Annotated in this window: 15 protein-coding genes and 1 tRNA gene; 8 read left to right on the top strand and 8 right to left on the bottom strand. The window is 68.1% G+C overall.

Annotated elements, in window-relative coordinates; all coding sequences use genetic code 11:
• Nucleotides 1-8: 8 nt before the first annotated feature.
• Together L8F96_RS06360 and L8F96_RS06365 are read left to right on the top strand one after the other, a co-directional pair.
• Entirely contained in the window at nt 9-1,289 is a 1,281-nt protein-coding gene (locus L8F96_RS06360; protein ID WP_334655546.1) for a M48 family metallopeptidase, read from the top strand.
• Nucleotides 1,286-2,107, top strand: a complete 822-nt coding sequence (locus L8F96_RS06365) for a Rossmann-fold NAD(P)-binding domain-containing protein (protein WP_334655547.1) — start codon at nt 1,286-1,288, stop codon at nt 2,105-2,107. The genes L8F96_RS06360 and L8F96_RS06365 overlap by 4 nt, the downstream gene beginning before the upstream one ends.
• Here the strand turns inward: L8F96_RS06365 and L8F96_RS06370 are convergent.
• The 4 genes from L8F96_RS06370 to nadB form a co-directional block, all read right to left on the bottom strand.
• On the bottom strand, nt 2,017-2,934 hold the full coding sequence (locus tag L8F96_RS06370) for a DMT family transporter (RefSeq protein WP_334655548.1): 918 nt from the start codon (nt 2,932-2,934) through the stop codon (nt 2,017-2,019). The two genes, L8F96_RS06365 and L8F96_RS06370, sit on opposite strands and share 91 nt — an antisense overlap.
• 38 nt (nt 2,935-2,972) lie before the next feature.
• Nucleotides 2,973-3,977 carry a threonine aldolase family protein gene (locus L8F96_RS06375; RefSeq protein ID WP_334655549.1) on the bottom strand — a complete coding sequence of 335 codons (1,005 nt, stop codon included), beginning with the start codon at nt 3,975-3,977 and terminating at the stop codon, nt 2,973-2,975.
• A 77-nt stretch (nt 3,978-4,054) separates the two neighbouring features.
• Nucleotides 4,055-5,176, bottom strand: a complete 1,122-nt coding sequence (locus tag L8F96_RS06380; protein ID WP_334655550.1) for a serine hydrolase — start codon at nt 5,174-5,176, stop codon at nt 4,055-4,057.
• Between the two features lie 117 nt (nt 5,177-5,293).
• Entirely contained in the window at nt 5,294-6,874 is a 1,581-nt protein-coding gene (gene nadB / locus L8F96_RS06385) for an L-aspartate oxidase (protein ID WP_334655551.1), read from the bottom strand.
• Between the two features lie 134 nt (nt 6,875-7,008).
• Here nadB and L8F96_RS06390 point away from each other — a divergent pair, with 134 nt between their 5' ends.
• The 6 genes from L8F96_RS06390 (at nt 7,009) to L8F96_RS06415 (ending at nt 11,240) form a co-directional block, all read left to right on the top strand.
• Entirely contained in the window at nt 7,009-8,811 is a 1,803-nt protein-coding gene (locus L8F96_RS06390; protein WP_334655552.1) for an aminopeptidase P family protein, read from the top strand.
• Nucleotides 8,772-8,906, top strand: coding sequence for a hypothetical protein (locus L8F96_RS06395; protein ID WP_269430555.1), 135 nt, complete (start codon nt 8,772-8,774; stop codon nt 8,904-8,906). The genes L8F96_RS06390 and L8F96_RS06395 overlap by 40 nt, the downstream gene beginning before the upstream one ends.
• A 208-nt stretch (nt 8,907-9,114) precedes the next feature.
• Nucleotides 9,115-9,189 (top strand) — tRNA-Thr (locus L8F96_RS06400).
• Nucleotides 9,190-9,378: 189 nt separating this feature from the next.
• On the top strand, nt 9,379-10,161 hold the full coding sequence (gene hdhA, locus L8F96_RS06405) for a 7-alpha-hydroxysteroid dehydrogenase (RefSeq protein WP_334655553.1): 783 nt from the start codon (nt 9,379-9,381) through the stop codon (nt 10,159-10,161).
• 100 nt (nt 10,162-10,261) lie between these two features.
• Nucleotides 10,262-10,852 (top strand): MarC family protein, encoded by a 591-nt coding sequence (locus L8F96_RS06410; RefSeq protein ID WP_052742400.1) that lies wholly within the window; start codon nt 10,262-10,264, stop codon nt 10,850-10,852.
• Nucleotides 10,853-10,937: 85 nt separating this feature from the next.
• A complete protein-coding gene (locus L8F96_RS06415; protein ID WP_046407374.1) occupies nt 10,938-11,240 on the top strand; it encodes an alkylphosphonate utilization protein in 303 nt (100 codons plus the stop codon).
• A 27-nt stretch (nt 11,241-11,267) separates the two neighbouring features.
• Here the strand turns inward: L8F96_RS06415 and L8F96_RS06420 are convergent, their stop codons facing one another.
• The 4 genes from L8F96_RS06420 to L8F96_RS06435 all read right to left on the bottom strand — a co-directional run bounded on the left by L8F96_RS06420 (nt 11,268) and on the right by L8F96_RS06435 (nt 16,946).
• The gene (locus L8F96_RS06420; RefSeq protein ID WP_046407376.1) at nt 11,268-11,732 is read right to left on the bottom strand and encodes a PaaI family thioesterase; all 465 of its coding nucleotides are present in this window, start codon (nt 11,730-11,732) and stop codon (nt 11,268-11,270) included.
• Between the two features lie 39 nt (nt 11,733-11,771).
• On the bottom strand, nt 11,772-13,289 hold the full coding sequence (locus L8F96_RS06425) for a lipopolysaccharide biosynthesis protein (protein WP_334655554.1): 1,518 nt from the start codon (nt 13,287-13,289) through the stop codon (nt 11,772-11,774).
• A 46-nt stretch (nt 13,290-13,335) separates the two neighbouring features.
• Nucleotides 13,336-16,116 carry a DNA polymerase I gene (gene polA / locus L8F96_RS06430; protein WP_334655555.1) on the bottom strand — a complete coding sequence of 927 codons (2,781 nt, stop codon included), beginning with the start codon at nt 16,114-16,116 and terminating at the stop codon, nt 13,336-13,338.
• 71 nt (nt 16,117-16,187) lie between these two features.
• Nucleotides 16,188-16,946 (bottom strand): hypothetical protein, encoded by a 759-nt coding sequence (locus L8F96_RS06435; protein ID WP_334655556.1) that lies wholly within the window; start codon nt 16,944-16,946, stop codon nt 16,188-16,190.
• Nucleotides 16,947-16,994 lie beyond the last annotated feature (48 nt).

Here is a 16,994-nt window from a genome sequence, read left to right on the forward strand (position 1 = left end):
AACAGGGGATGAGGAAGGTCATCGGGGCAGCGCTGCTGGGGGCAGCGGCGCTGTTGCCCGCCATCGCGCAAGGACAGGGGGCAAACCCCGGTTTCGACGTCGACGCGGCAACCCGCGCCTACCTCGATCTTCTGCAGGGGCCGGCACGGGCGAAGTCGGACGCCTATTTCGAGGGTGGCTATTGGCTGATCCTGTGGAACGCAGCTGTCGCCGTGCTGGTCTATGGCGCGCTGCTCGCCAGTGGCTTTTCCGCCCGGATGCGCGATCTCGCCGAACAGCGCGTCAGGCGCACCTGGCTCGTCCCCGGCCTGTACGGCGTGCTGTTCACGCTCGTCAGCTTCCTCCTGTTCCTGCCATGGACGATCTACACCGGCTTCGTGCGCGAGGCGCAATATGACCTGATGAGCCAGACGTTCGGCGCCTGGCTTATCGACCAGCTCAAGATGCTGGGCGTGTCGCTGGTGGTGAATGCGCTGCTGTTCACCGCGATCTACGCCGTCATTCGCCGCTTTCGCCGCGGATGGTGGGCGGTCGGCACGGCGGTGATGATCAGCTTCCTCACCATCGGGCTGCTGCTCGGCCCGGTGTTCATCGAGCCGCTGTTCAACCGCTACACCGAAATGCCCGCCGGCCCGCTGCGCGACCGAATCGTCGCGATGGCCGAGGCGCATCACATCCCCGCCGACCATATCTATGTCGCTGATGCCTCACGCCAGACGAAGCGGATTTCCGCCAATGTCGCCGGGCTCGGCCCGACGATCCGCATCGCGCTCAACGACAATCTCCTTAACCGCACCTCACCGGACGAGGTCGCAGCGGTGATGGGGCATGAGATGGGCCATTATGTGCTCGGCCACATCTGGCGACTGCTCCTCTGGTTCGCCCTTGCCGTGCTCGTCATCTTTTTCGCGCTCTCCCGGATCGCGCCGCGGCTGATCGCGCGCCATCCGCGCTGGGGCGTGCGCGACGTGGCGGACCCCGCGGGCGCGCCGCTGCTGCTCGCGATCACGAGCGTCCTCGTGGCGCTGGCGACGCCGTATATCAGCACGGTCACCCGCCTGAGCGAGAGCGAGGCAGACCACTTCGGCCTCGACGCCGCCCGCGCGCCTGACGGCTTTGCCACCGCGGCGATCCGCCTGTCAGAATATCGCAAGCTCGAACCCGGCCCGGTCGAGGAATTCCTGTTCTTCGATCATCCTTCGGGCGCGACGCGCGTTCGGATGTCGATGCAGTGGAAGAAGGATAACGTGCCCGGCGCCACGATGGTCACCCCGACGCTCGCGAAATGAGCCGGCTGTTCATCTTCGGGCTTGGCTATGCCGCCAGCGCGATCGCCGATGCCGCCGGCGGCCCGGTGCTGGCGACGACGCGTGACGGCCGCGGCGGCACGATCCGCTTCGATGATGGAGATGCGGTGCGCGCCGGGCTCGCCGCCTCGACCCATGTCCTCTCCTCCGTGCCACCGGATGGCGCGGACGATCCGGTGCTGGTGCGATATTGCGCGCTGCTGGAGGGCAAGTGGCTGGGCTACCTCTCCTCCACCGGCGTCTATGGCGATGCCGGCGGCGCCTGGGTGGACGAAAGCGCGCCCATCACCGGCCGGCGCGCGCCCCGCAACGCCGCCGACGCGGCATGGCTGGCGCTCGGCGCGCGCGTCTTCCGCCTCCCCGGCATCTACGGCCCGGGCCGTTCCGCGCTTGACCGGGTGGCGGCCGGCAAGGCGCACCGCACCACCATCCCCGGCCAGGTGTTCAGCCGCGTCCATGTCGATGACATCGCGCGTGGCGTCGTCGCCGGCTTCACCGCGCCGCCGGGCGCCTACAATCTCGCCGACGATTATCCGTCCAGCCAGGATGCGGTGATCGAATTCGCCGCCGCGCTGCTCGGCCTGCCGCCGCCCCCCGTGGTGCCGCTCGACAGCCTCTCACCGATGGCCCGCGCTTTCTATGCCGAGAACCGCCGCGTCGCGAATGGCAAGGCAAAGCGCGTGCTCGGCTGGACCCCGCTCTATCCGGACTATCGGTTGGGCCTTCGGGCGGTCAGCGCGATGACGAGGCCAAAAGCGGCCAATGCTGCGCCACAAGCGGCCAATGTGGACCAACGGTAACCCTCGAACAATGTGGAAAGGGCCATGGCGATCACGGGCACGATGACGCTGGAATAGGCCGACTTTGCCGGGCCTATGATCCGGATCACCCCGAAATACAGCGGAAACGCCAGCGCTGACGCCGCCAGCCCCAGGTACAGGATGCCGGCCACATACCCCAGCCGCCACTCCATCACCGGCGGCCCCGCCGTGAACCACGCCCAGGCCGCATCGAACATCCCACCCATCAGCATGGCCACAGCGGTGGTGCGCAGCATCGGATAGCGCCGCGCGGTATCAGTCCCCTGCATAACATTGGCGCTGGAGGCGGACAGAATAGCGCACAAGGTCAAGGCGATACCGGTCAGCGCGGTCGTCGGCCCATGCGGGTCGCTGCGCACCTCATGGACGAACAGCAGCGCCACCCCGCCCATCGCCACCGCCGATCCGACTATCAGCTGCCGCCCCATCCGCTGCCCGAGAAATATGCGCCCGAACAAGGAGTTGGGGATCAGCAGCAGCGCGAACACCACCGCGACCAGCCCCGAGGTGATGAACTGTTCCGCGCGATAGACGAAGTTGAAATTGAGCACGAACTGCGCCAGCCCCAGCGCGGCGGCAAAGGCATAGCCACGCGCATCGATCGTCCCCGGCTCCCGCCGGATCACCGCCCAGGCAAGGAGCGCCGCGCCCGCCACCAAAAAGCGGTAGCTCACCGACCAGGACGGCGGCACCACGCCCAATTGGTCGCGAATGACCAGCCACGTCGATCCCCAGATCAGCGTCACGATCCCGAACGGGATCAGGACACGGGCGCGAGTCGATTGCGGTGGCGGGGCGGTGGTCATGCCGCCGCGTAGTGCGGATTGGGCGGCGGGTGAAGCGGTTAGCCGAGCGCCGCGATCGCCTCGGCGAGCGGGCGGATATCCTCGGCCCGCTGGTTCCACGACACTACCAGCCGCGCCTCGCCGGGTCCCCAATCATAAAAGTCGAAACCCTTCGCGCGCAGCGCCGCCGCTTCCTCGGCCGAGACGCGCAGGAACACCTCGTTCGCCTCCACGGGGTGCACCAGCCGATCACCCGCCGCCGTGCCGATCAGCGCCGCGCCTTCGTTGGCATTGCGCGCATTGGCCAGCCAGCGGTCCTCCTCCAGCAGTGCGAGGATCTGCGCCGCCAGATAGCGCCCCTTGGAAAACAGCAGGCCAGCGCGCTTGCGGCGGTAACGGCTCGCCTCAACCAGCCCGCGCTTGAAGAACACCAGCGCCTCGGCGCCCATCCCGCCATTCTTGACGAAGCCCATGCTGAGCGCGGTCACGCCCGCGCGCCACGTCATGTCGGCGGGCGAGCAGCCGGCGTGAACCAGCGCATTGGCAAAGCGCGCACCATCCATGTGCAGCGCCAGCCCGTGCTCGGCCGCCAGCGCACCGATCGCCGCCACCTCGTCGGGACGGTACACCAGCCCATATTCGGTCGCATTGGTGATCGAGATCGCATGCGGCTGCACCTGATGCACGTCCTTGCGGATCGTGCCGAGCAGCGCGCGAAGCGTTTCCGGCGTCAGCTTCGCGCCCTCGCCGCCCGCCAGCAACAGCTTGGCGCCATGGGTATAGAATTCCGGCGCGCCGCATTCGTCGTTCTGGATATGCGCGTCATGGTGGCACAGCACCGCACCATGCGGCGGGCAGAGCGCCGCGAGCGCCAGGCAATTGGCCGCGGTGCCCGTCGGCACCCACAAGGTCTCGACCTCGGTCTCGAACAACGCCGACAGCCGCGCGTCCAGCATCCCGGACCAGCGATCGCCATCATAGGCGGTGTCGAGCACATCGGCCTCGGCCATGGCGGCGAGCACGGCGGGATGGACCGGGGCGGCATTGTCGGAAAAGAAGCGCATGCAGGTGCCTTGCGGCGCTACCGCGCGACCGTCAATCGACACGGATCAAGCGATCGGGCACCGACGCTGTGACCGGATCAGGTTTCGGGATCGTCCTGCTCGCGCGAGGCGATCGTCGCCGTCCCGCGATAGCCGCTGACGCTGGCCGCCACCGCCTGGATCAGCTGCTGGCGCTCGCGCATCGGGCGCGTCGTGTCGCCGATCATCACCGCCACGGCATAACGCCGGCCGTCCGGCGCGGTCAGCAGGCCGACGTCGTTGAAGCCGGCGTTGCGGCGGCCCAGTTCCTGCCCCGTCCCCGTCTTGTGTGCCAGCGTCCATCCCGGTGCGATCCCCGCCTTCAGCCGCGCCCGCCCGGTGCGGCTCGATTCCAGCGTGGAGATCATCAGCCGGGTGGAGGTCTCGGACAGCAATTCGCCCCGCGCCAGCCGCGACAGCGCATCGGCAATCGCCAGCGGCGCCGCGCCATCGGGCGGGTTGTCGATATAGGCCTGCAGCGCCCGCGCGCGCACCGCCGGGTCCAGCTTCGCCCGCTGGATGGAGAAATTGTTGCCGATGCTCATCGACTGATCCCACGTCAGCCCGGCGGTCTTCGCCTGGAGCAGCCGCTCCCCCGGGCCGAAGCGGATGTCGCCCAGCCGCTTGCGCTCGATAAAGGCGTTCACCGCCCTCGGCCCGCCGACCAGCGTCAGCAGCCGGTCATTGGCGGTATTGTCGCTCTGAGTCAGCGCGCGGAACAGCAGGTTGCCGACGGTCGTATTCCACGTCCCGCCCTTCACCAGATAGGCGACCGGCTGGTGGAACAGCGTCAGGTCACTGGCCGTCACGCTGACCGGATCGTCGAGCTTCAGCCGGCCCGTATCGCGCTGATCGAGCACGGTCATCGCGACCCACAATTTGCTGACGCTCTGCTGCGGCAGCAGTCGCCGCCCCCCGGCCTCGATCGTCCAATCCTCGTCGACGGCGCGCACCGCCACGCCGGCAATACCCGGGAACTCGCGCACCAGCTGCTGGATCGACGCATCCAGCGCGCGCGGCGCGCGGCTGGCCGGCAGCGGCTTGGGCTTGGGCACCGGAATCGCGACGACGTAGGAGGGCGCGGGGGCCGGCGCGACGGCGCGCGCGTTCCGCGAGGGTGGCTCCCCGACACAGCCGGCCAGCGCGAGCAACGCAGCTCCTGCGCCCAACCGTCCGATCATCATCCTCGCCTGCCCCGTCTTCATGACTCGGGAGGCTATCCTAAAAGTCACCATTGAAAACCGGGGCTTACCGCATCTGCGATGAACGGCGCCTGAGGTGCGATGAACAGGATGCCGTTAGGGAACCAGCACCGTGTCAACCGGCTCAGGCAGCGTGTCGGGCCAATCCAGCGTATAATGCAGCCCACGGCTTTCATGCCGGTGAAGCGCGGATCGAACGATCAGATCCGCCGTCTGCAACAGGTTGCGGAGCTCGATCAGATCGGGCGTCACCCGGAAATGGCCGTAATAATCCTCGATCTCGGCGGTCAGCATCTTGATGCGATGCTGCGCGCGCTGCAGCCGCTTGGTCGTGCGCACGATGCCGACGTAATTCCACATGAAGCGGCGGATCTCGGTCCAGTTCTGCTTGATCACCACTTCCTCGTCGGAATCGGCGACGCGGCTTTCATCCCAGGGCCGGATCTTCGGCACCGGCGGCAGCGCATCCCAGTGCGCCGCGATATGCTGCGCCGCCGCCTCGCCGAAGACGAAGCATTCCAGCAGCGAATTCGACGCCAGCCGGTTCGCGCCATGCAGCCCGCTTTCGGTACATTCGCCCGCCGCATACAGCCCCGGCAGGTCGGTGCGCCCGTCGCGGTCCACGATGATCCCGCCGCAGGTATAATGTTGTGCGGGCACGACCGGGATCGGCTGCACCGTCATGTCGATGCCCAGGCTCATCAACTTGTCGTAGATGTTGGGGAAATGCCCGCGCACGAAATCGGCCGGCTGATGGCTGATGTCGAGGTGAACATAGTCGAGGCCGTAGCGCTTGATCTCGGCATCGATCGCGCGCGCCACCACGTCGCGTGGCGCCAGCTCCAGCCGCTCGGGATCATAATCGACCATGAAGCGGTGGCCGTTCAGCGGGTTGATCAGACGCCCGCCCTCCCCGCGCACCGCCTCGGTGATGAGGAAGTTCTTGACGTCGAGGTTGTACAGGCAGGTCGGATGGAACTGCATCATCTCCATGTTGGAGACGCGGCAGCCCGCGCGCCACGCCATGGCGATCCCGTCGCCGGTCGCGCCGCGCGGCGCAGTAGAGAACAGATACGTCCGCCCCGCTCCACCTGTGGCCAGGATCGTCGCACGGGCGGTGTAGAGGTTCACATGCCCGCTCTTGCGATCGACGGCATAGACGCCCCAGACGTTGCCAGCCCCGGAATAGCGCTCCTCATGCCGGCTGGTGGCGAGATCGATCGCCACCTGATCGGGAACCAGCGTGACGTTGGGATGCGCCTCCGCCGCCCGCTGCAGCGCCTCCTGCACGGCCCAGCCGGTCGCGTCGTCGACATGCACGATGCGCCGATGCGAATGCCCGCCCTCGCGCGTCAGGTGCAGCGCATTCCCGTCCTGCGCGAACGGCACGCCCAGCTTCTGCAGCCGCTCGATCGCCGCCGGCGCATTCTCCACCACGAATTCAACGATCTCGCGGTCATTGAGTCCAGCGCCCGCCACCATCGTATCCTCGACATGGTTCTCGAACGTGTCGCCCGGCTCCAGCACCGCGGCGATCCCACCCTGCGCCCAGGCGGTGGACCCTTCGTTGAGCGCGCCCTTTGCCAGCACGATCACCTTGAATCGATTGGCGAGGTTGAGCGCGGCCGTCAGCCCCGCAGCACCCGATCCGACGATAAGCACGTCCGCGCTCGTCATGCGCGGCTCTGGGGAGGAAGAAGCATCCCGGCTGCATGGCACGAAGCGCCGGCATCTGCCATATCGGGCGATGATGTTCCCGCGCGGCACCTGACCCGGTGAGGTGGCCGTGGGTTGGTTTGCAAGGAAGCTCCATGTCCACCTACTCCGCCCGTCTCGCCGCCCTGCGCGACCAGCTTGCGCGCCAGCAGCTCGACGGCTTCGTCGTGCCGCTGACCGATGAGCATATGAGCGAATATGTCGGCGCCTATGCGCAGCGCCTGTCATGGCTCACCGGTTTCCAAGGGTCGGCCGGCACCGCCGTCGTGCTGCCGGCGGAGGCCGCGATCTTCACCGATGGCCGCTACACGCTGCAGGTGCGCGAACAGGTGTCGGGCGACGACTGGCAGTTCGTCGGCGTGCCGGAAACCAGCGTCTCCGGCTGGCTTGCCGATCATGCCCGGCAGGGCGCGCGCATCGGCTATGATCCGTGGCTCCACACCCGCGCCTGGGTCGATGAGGCAAGCCGCGCGCTGGCCGCGATCGACGCCACGCTGGTGCCGGTCGACACCAATCCGGTGGACGCGGTCTGGCCCGATCGCCCTACGCCTTCCGATGCGCCGCTCACCGTGCAGGACGACGCCCATGCCGGCCGGTCCTCGGCCGAAAAGCGCGCCGCCGTTGCCGACTGGCTGGTGGCGCATGGCGCGGATTCGGTGGTCCTCGCGTCGCTTGAATCGACCGCATGGCTGCTCAACGTGCGCGGCGGCGACGTTTCGCGCACCCCGGTCGCTTTGTCCTACACGATCGTCAACGCCGACGGCACCGCCGACCTTTATGTCGCGCCGGAGAAGATGAACGACGCGGTCGCCGCGCATCTCGGCAACGCCGTTCGTGTCCATGACCGGCGCAGCTTCGCCGCCGCGCTGGGCCAGTTCGCCGGCCGGCGCGTCGCGGTTGATCCCGCGCTGTCGGTGGCGGCCATTCCACACGCCATCGAGGCCTGCGGCGGCACCGTCGTGCCGCTGCGCGACCCCACCGTCATCCCGCGCGCGACCAAGAATGCGGTCGAGCAGGCCGGCCATCGCGCCGCCAGCATCCGCGACGGCGCCGCCTTGTCACGCTTCCTGCGCTGGATCGCGATCGAGGCGCCGAAGGGCGGTCAGACCGAACTGTCCGCGGCGGCAAAGCTGGAGGAATTCCGCCGCGAAACGGGCGTGCTGAAGGACCTGTCGTTCGACGCCATCTCCGCCACGGGCCCGCACGGCGCGATCCCGCATTATCATGTGACGGAGGAATCGAACCTCCCGATCGAGCCGGGGCAGCTCTACCTGATCGATTCGGGCGGCCAATATGTCGACGGCACCACCGACGTCACCCGCGTCGTCCCGATCGGCCGGCCGACGCAGGAGATGCGCGATCGCTTCACCCGCGTGCTGAAGGGGCATATCGCGCTCGCCACCGCCGTCTTCCCGCGCGGCACGACGGGCGCGCAGCTCGACGCGCTCGCCCGCCTCCCCTTGTGGCAGGCGGGACTGGATTTCGCCCATGGCACCGGCCACGGCGTCGGCAGCTACCTCTCGGTACACGAAGGGCCCGCGCGGATCGCCAAGCCGAGCTATCCCGGCGCCGGCCCGTCGGAGCCGCTGCTGCCCGGCATGATTCTCTCCAACGAGCCGGGCTATTACAAGGCCGGCGAATACGGCATCCGAATCGAGAACCTGCTCCTCGTCCATGAACAGGACGTGCCCGGCGGGGAGTCGACGATGCTCGCCTTCGAAACGCTCACCCTCGCTCCGATCGACCGCGATCTGGTCGATCCGGCCCTATTGACCCCCGGCGAATTGTCATGGCTCAATGACTATCACGCCTGGGTCGCGGCAACGCTCGCCCCCGTGCTGGAGGGGGAGGAACGCGAATGGATCGTCTTAAGGTGTTCGCCCATCACTGTCGGGTGACGCTTCCCTGGGCGGTGGTCGGCGGGGCGGCGCTGACCATCGCCTATCTGACGGGCGACTTCTGCTATGCGGTCGGCCGATTCGTCGCGGACTGATCCTCGCCCTCACCGTCCGCCGCTATGTCCTTCACTGCCCGCGCCTGCTCCTTGCGCCGGCGCAGGTTCGCCCGCAGCGCCGCGGCCAGCCGCGCGTCCCGTTCTGCCTTGCTTTCCATCGAAACAGGCTATCGCGCGACTTTAGCGCCTTGACAATCGGCCGCCGCTCGTCTCTAGCGCCCCCTCGCCCGCCGATCGCGGGCCGAGTGCTGCCGTAGCTCAGTGGTAGAGCGCATCCTTGGTAAGGCTGAGGTCGTGAGTTCAATCCTCACCGGCAGCACCATTTTCCCCGACCGTCATTGAACGAAACTCCGCCGTGGCGCGGAGCTGCCCGCCCCCGCCCCATTCGCCACGTCCCGGCGCGGCCGTCTGCGCATGTTACTGATTGCCGCGACCTCCGCGCACGCCTCATCTGGCATCCGCGACACGGCGCCTGCCCTGTCCTGGTCGCATTCGCGGGAAAGGAATGCGTGTGGACGACCGGCTGTTCGACCCCGACCGATTCCGCCTCACCCGCCAGGTCGCGCTGGTCACCGGCGCCGGCAACGGCATCGGGCGTGCCATCGCGCGCTTGTTCGCCGGCGCGGGCGCCGCGGTGATGGTCACCGACCTCGCGCGTGACAAGGCGGAGGCCGTCGCCGACGAGATTCGCGCCGCTGGCGGAAAGGCCGGCGCCTTCACCTGCAACGTCACCGTGGAGGCGGAGCTGCAGGACGCGGTGGGCACCACGGTCGACACATTCAAGGCGCTGACGATCCTGGTGAACAATGCCGGTGGCGGTGGTCCCAAGCCGTTCGACATGCCCATGGAAGATTTCCGCCGCGCCTTTGAGCTGAACGTCTTCTCCTCGTTCCGGCTGGCGCAGCTCGCCGCCCCGCACATGGCGGCGCATGGCAGCGGCGCGATCCTCAACATCTCGTCGATGGCGGGGGAGAACCGCGACGACCATATGGCGTCCTACGCCGCGTCCAAGGCGGCGGTGAATCACCTCACGCGCAACATCGCCTATGACCTCGGGCCGTCTGGCATCCGGGTTAACGCGATCGCGCCCGGCGCGACCAAGACCGATGCGCTCGCCTCCGTCCTGACGCCGGAGATCGAGAAGGCGATGCTGCGCCACACCCCGCTGCCACGCCTCGGCACCCCCGATGACATCGCCTATGCGGCGCTCTTCCTCTGCTCGCCCGCCGCATCCTGGATCAGCGGGCAGGTCCTCACCGTGTCGGGCGGCGGCGTCCAGGAACTCAATGGATGATCCCTGCGCGCAGCGGTTCCTGCCCGTGAGCTTTCACCCCGCCTCATCGTCGGGGGACCGCGCCGCAAGGGCGGCCGCCTGAGACGGAAGCGAGGCTCCTATGGAATTCCCGGCGGCAACGCTCTTCGGGTTGCTCTTCATGACCATGGGGCCGATCCGCGCCGTGGCGATATTCGCGACCGTCGGGACGGATGACAAGGCGCCGGGCGTCCGCCGGCTGGCGACGCGCGCCGCGCTGCTCACGGCACTCGCCTTCGTTCTTGCCGTCTATGGCGGCACCGGCACGCTCGCGTCGTGGGAGGTGTCGCTCCCCGTGCTGATCGGCAGCGCCGGCGTCGTGCTGCTGGCCCTCTCGCTCCAGTCGCTGCTCGTGCCGGCGGCGCAGAGCCCCACGCTGCTCGATCCGCAGAAGCTGCGCCCGACCACGCTCGTCTTTCCCGGCCTCTTCCCACCGATCGCAGTGACGATCCCGATCATCTTCGCCGCCGCCGTGCCGAATACGGGCGCCCAACTGGAGATCATCGCCATCGGCCTTGGCATCATCCTTCTCAACTGGCTGCTGATGCTGCGGTCCAAGTGGCTGATGCGCAAGATGGGCTCCAGCCCGCTGGAAATCATGGGCGCCGTGTTCGGCGTCCTGCAGGTCGCGCTGGCGATGCAATTCATCGTCAACGCGGTGAAGATGCTGTGACGGGCATGGCATCATGTCCCATGGCGACCGAGCCGCCGCCGGCATAGAAGCCACCCCACCGCGCTGCGCACAACAGGGAAGCAAGATGGCCGACGACGAATATGTCTATGACGAGGAAAGCGGCGAATGGCTGCCGGCGAGCGAGCTTGCCGCCAAGCGCGCCGAGGCCGATCAGGTGGAGGTGCGCGACGCCGTCGGCAATCTGCTGGCGGACGGCGATCAGGTCACGCTGATCAAGGATCTGGAGGTCAAGGGCGCCGGCCAGACGCTGAAGCGCGGCACGCTCATCAAGTCGATCCGCCTGACCGGAGACCCGCAGGAAATCGACTGCCGCTACGAAGGCATCAAGGGACTGGTGTTGCGGGCCGAGTTCGTGCGCAAGCGATAACGCCTGCGCACCGTACCCCGCGACCGGTCAGGCCGTCGCGGGCCGCCGCGCGATCTTCTTGATCACCCCGGAATAGCTCATCACCGCGTCGCCCGCGTCATCGATCACGCCGCGCACGAAGATCAGGCTGCGCCCGGCCTTCACCACCTCGCCCCGCGCGGTCAGCAACCGGCCGGGCACCGCCGCGCCGACGAACTCGGCGTTCAGCGTCGCGGTGACGCCGTGAAAGGCAGGCAGCACTGCCGACGCGACCATGAACAGCGAGAAATCGGCAAAGGTCAGCAGCGACCCGCCATGGACGTTGCCGCCGCCGTTGCGGTTCTTGGCGTCGGGGCGAAAACCGCACTCGATCTGCCCCTCGGCATCATAGCGCGCGAAGAACGGCCCGGCATGGTCCTCGAACGGGTCGGTCCCCGGCCAGCGCAGCCATCCCTGCCACTCACCGTCGTCGATCGGCGTCAGCGCGATGCCGGGTTCGGTCGTGATGTCCACAATCTTCCTTCTTGGCTCCTGGGATGATCCGCGCGCCGCTCAGCGCGCCGGCGACCCGACGTTCGGCAGCGTCGCCTCCTCGGCATTGGGCATCTTGCCGAACAATGCCCGGTCGGCCGGCGTGAACGCCCAGCGCCACAGCACGAACAGGTAGACGCCGGCGATTGCCGGGATGCCGAACACGATCTCCGCCCATTCATATTCATGCGGCAGCGACGTCACCAATCCGCCGATGACCAGCGCCGCCAGCATCGCCCACACCAGCGGCCAGCGCAGGGGCGACACGGGCGCCGACAATATGTGGCGCAGCAGCCGCGCCTTGATGACGGAGGTCAGCGCGACGCTCACCATCAGCGCCACCGCCGGCGCCGCCGCCTGCGCCTCTTCCGACCAGCCGAGCCGCCGCGTGGCGATGATCATGCCAAAGCTGAGCGCCACCTGGAACGCCAGCATCACGGCGGAGATCAGCAGGTTGCGGTGCCGCGCGGTATAGACCAGCGCCGTCTCGCACACCGCCCCGGTCGACGCGAGCACTTCGGCGAACAGCAGGAAGGCGAGCGCCGCGGTGCCAGCCACGAATTGCGGCCCCACCGTCCCCATCACCGCCTCGCCCGGGATCGATCCCATCAGCGCCAGGCCAAGCTGCGCCGCCATGATCCAGAAGGCGACCTGCCGCACCTGGTTGGCGATCGCCAGCCGGTCGTTCACCGCCAGGCTCTGCGTGATCACCGGGCCCAGGATCGGGTCGAACGATGTCTTCAGCTTCTGCGGCAGGCTCGCGACCTGCTGCGCCATATAATAGATGCCGACGATCTTGGGCTCGAACATCACGCCCAGGATGAACCGGTCGACATTACGCGTGCCCCATTCGAACGCATCCGCGCCCGCCAGCGGCACATTGTCGCGGATCATCGCCAGCAGCCCGCGCACGTGCGGGGACCAGCCACGCGGCAGGCCGTAACTGCGCACCAGCGGCACGATCGATGCGATCAGCGCCGCGATCATCGACGCGACATAGCTCAGCACCAGCCCATCGCGCGTGGTGAAGAAGGAGAATATCCACGCCGCGATCGAGATCGTCCACGGCTCCACCACCGCGCGCGCCGTCACCGCCGCCTTCACGTTGTGGCGATAGGCCAGCGCCGCCAGGCTCACGTCGGACCAGGCGATCGCCAGCACGATCAACGGCAGCCATCGATCGAGGCCGATGATGGGCGTATTGGGGTACATGACCTCGGGGAAGGTCCACAGCACGGCGCTCGCCAGCAGCGACAGCAGCGCCGCGACCACCAGCCCGTCGGCGACGACATGGACGTGCGGCCGGTCGGTGCGGCTCAGCGCCTGCGCCAGCCCGCGCTTCAGTCCCAGCGTCGCCAGCAGCGCCGCCAGCTCCACCACCACCACCGCGATGGCGAACCGCCCGACGAGCTCCGGTCCGTACAGCCGCCCGGCGATGAACAGGAACGGGATGCGCGCCGCCAGCCGCAGGATGAACCCCGCGACATTGGTGCGCCCGCCCTTGGCGAGCTGCGCAATATCCTTCGACGTTTCGGTCACCGGGGCGTCCCGCCGGTCCCGCGCTGCCCGCCAGTCAATGGGCCGGTCAATGCGCCGCCCCCCAGCTTGCGCCGGTGCCGATCTCCACCGCCAGCGGCACGTCCAGCTTCACCGACGGCTCGGCTGCGGTTGCCATCACGCGCTCGATCACCGGCTTCGCGGCCTCGACTTCGCTTTCGGGGACTTCGAACACCAGTTCGTCGTGCACCTGCAGCAGCATGCGCGTGCCGGTCAGCCCGGCCTCGGCCAGCGCCGGCTCCATCCGCGCCATCGCGCGCTTGATGATGTCGGCGCTCGTGCCCTGGATCGGCGCATTGATCGCCGCGCGCTCGGCGCCCTGCCGCTCGTGCTGCACCTTTGATTTGATCCGCGGGAAATGCGTCTTGCGGCCGAACAGAGTCTCGGTGAACCCCTGCTCGCGCACCGCTTGCAGCGTCTCGGCGATGTAGCGGTTGATGCCCGGGAACCGCTCGAAATAGCGGTCGATCATCGCCTGGGCCTCGTCCGCCGTCACGTCCAGCCGCCCGGCAAGGCCCCAGCGGCTGATGCCGTAGAGGATCGCGAAGTTGATCGTCTTGGCGCGCCCACGGGTGTCGCGATCGACCGCGCCGAACAGCTCCTGCGCGGTCAGCGAGTGGATATCGTCGCCCCGCGCGAACGCTTCCTTCAGCGCCGGCACGTCGGCCATGTGCGCCGCCAGCCGAAGCTCGATCTGCGAATAGTCCGCCGCCAGAATGACGTTGCCTGGCTCGGCGACGAAGGCGTCGCGGATCTGCCGGCCGATCTCGGTGCGGATCGGGATGTTCTGCAGGTTCGGGTCGGTGGATGACAGCCGCCCGGTCTGCGCGCCGGTCAGCGAATAGCTGGTGTGGACGCGGCCCGTCGCCGGGTTGATCTGCTCCTGAAGCGCATCGGTGTAGGTCGATTTCAGCTTCGACAGCTGGCGCCAGTCGAGCACCCGCGCGGCAATCTCCTTGCCCGGTGAATCCTTATCGGCGGCGATCCGCTCCAGCTCGTTGACGTCGGTCGAATAGACGCCGCTCTTGCCCTTGCGGCCGCCCTTGATGCCCATCTTCTCGAACAGCACGTCGCCCAGCTGTTTGGGGCTGCCGATCGTGAACGGTGCGCCGGCGATGCCGTGGATCACGCCCTCCAGCTCCGCCATCTGAGTCGCGAACTCGGTCGAAAGCTGCGCCAGCCGCTCGCGATCCACCTTGATCCCGTGCCGCTCCATCCGCGCGATGACCGAAACAAGCGGCCGGTCGACCATCTCATACACCCGCGTCGCCCGCTCGATCGGCAGCCGCGGGCGGAAGCGCCGCCACAGCCGCAGCGTCACGTCGGCATCCTCGGCCGCGTACCGCGTCGCGGCGGCCAGATCGACCTGGTTGAACCCGATCGCCTTCTTCCCCGTGCCCGTCACGTCCTTGTACGCGATGCAGCTGTGCGACAGGTGCGTCGCCGCCAGTTCGTCCATCCCGTGCCCGTGCAGCCCGGCGTCGAGGTCGAAGCTCATCACGATCGTGTCGTCATAGGGCGCAAGCGCGATCCCCAGCCGCCCCAGCACGACCATATCGTACTTCAGATTGTGCCCGATCTTCAGCACTGCCGGATCCTCCAGCAGCGGCTTCAGCTTGGCGAGCGCCAGGTCGCGGTCGAGCTGCACGGGCTTCTCGGCGAACATGTCGCCCCCGCCGCCCTCGCCGACATGCGCCAGCGGCACATAGCAAGCGAGATTGGGCGCCAGCGCCATTGACACGCCGACCAGCTCGGCCAGCATCGGATCCTTGGCGGTCGTCTCGGTATCGATCGCAACCCAGCCCTGATGCCGCGCCACGGCGATCCAGCGATCGAGCGCATCTTCGTCGACCACCGTTTCGTAACTGTCATGGTCGCAGGGCGGGTCTTCCTCCTGCGGCACGCCGACCGGCTCGGGCGGCGTCGGATCGACGCCGTCATTCTGCTCCGCCGCCAGCTTCGTCAGCAGCGACTTGAACCCGTGATGCTCCAGGAACGCGCGCAGCGGCGCCTCTGGGATCCCGTCGAGCGCCATTTCCTCCAGCGGGTGCGGCAGCGGCACGTCGCACGCCAGCTCCACCAGCTTGCGCGACAGCCGCGCCTGATCGGCGAACTCAATCAGATTCTCGCGCAGCTTGCCCTTCTTCATCTCGGGCGCGGCGGCCAGCACCGCCTCGACGCTGCCATGCTCCAGGATCAGCTTCGCCGCGGTCTTGGGCCCCACGCCCGGCACGCCCGGCACATTGTCGACGCTGTCGCCCATCAGCGCCAGCACTTCGCCGAGCTTGTCCGGCCCGACGCCGAACTTCTCCACCACCTCGGGCGGGCCAAAGCGCTTGTCCTTCATCGTGTCGAGCATGTCGATGCCCGGCTCAGTGAGGAGCTGCATCAGGTCCTTGTCGGAACTGACGATCGTCACTTGCCAGCCCTGCGCCAGCGCCGCCTTGCTGTACGATGCGATCAGGTCGTCGGCTTCCCAGCCCGCTTCCTCGATGCACGGCAGCGAAAAGGCGCGCGTTGCATCGCGGATCATCGGAAACTGCGGTTTCAGATCCTCCGGCGCGGGCGGGCGATGCGCCTTGTACTGGTCGTACAATTCGTTGCGGAACGTCGTCTCGGACTTGTCGAGGATGACCGCCAGGTGAGTCGGACCATCGGCCTTGTGCAGGTCGTTGGCCAGCTTCCACAACATGGTCGTATAGCCATAAACCGCACCGGCCGGCTCACCATGCTTGTTCGTGAGCTTCGGCAGCACGTGGTACGCGCGAAAGATGAAGCTCGAGCCATCGACGAGATAGAGGTGCGGCATGGGGGCCGCTTAGCGGATCGGCGCGCCGCGAACAAACAATGCGGTGGGCGCCGGATCGCGCCGCCCGCGACTCACAGTTTCCCGAACCGTTCCTCGAACGTCTTGATGTCGCCGGCGGCCAGCAATTGCGCCTGTTCCAGCCAGCGATCGCGCCCCATCCGGCCGGTGAACGGCCCAAGATGCGCGTCGAGGTCCTCGGCGGCGCGCTGGTCCAGCGCGGCCAGTTGCCCGACGGTCGAAATGCCCAGCTCGGCCAGCCGTGCAGCGACCTTCGGGCCCAGCCCCTTGATGCGCGTCACCGGCGCGTCCCCCGGCGGCGGCGCGGCGGGGGCGGGGACGGGGGCGGCGGCGGGCGGCGCTGCAGGTGACGGCGCGGGCGGTGCCAGCGGCTCGGGCTGCGCCTCGACCGCGGGGGAGGCATCGAGCGGGGCAGCCGCGGCAATCGGCTCGTCCGCCAGCGGCGGCGGCTCGGTCGCGGCAGGTTCCGGCGCCGGTTCGACAGGTGCGGATGCGGACGCGACCGGCGCTGGCGTAACCGGTGCCGGCGCTACCGGTGCCGTTTCGGGCAGGTCGGTCAGCGGCGGTGGCGGCGGGGCGACCGGCGGCTGCACGGGGACCGGCGCCGGAGCCGCTACCCTCTCGGGCGCAGCGGCACGCTGGTGCGGCTGCGACGCTTCGGCCAGACGGTCGCGCTCGGAACGCTCCGCCTGCTGCCGGGCCCGCTTCCTGCGATTGCCGGCCAGCATCGCGACGATCGCCAGCACCGCAATAACCGCGATGATCGCGAGCACGATGCCGATCAATGTATTGTCCACCGTGGTGGGCTGCATGAAGACACTCCGCTACGCCGAACGCCAAGCCTTAGGGGCGCGTCATGG

It is taken from the genome of Sphingomonas panaciterrae (assembly GCF_036890205.1).
Lineage (GTDB): Bacteria > Pseudomonadota > Alphaproteobacteria > Sphingomonadales > Sphingomonadaceae > Sphingomonas > Sphingomonas panaciterrae.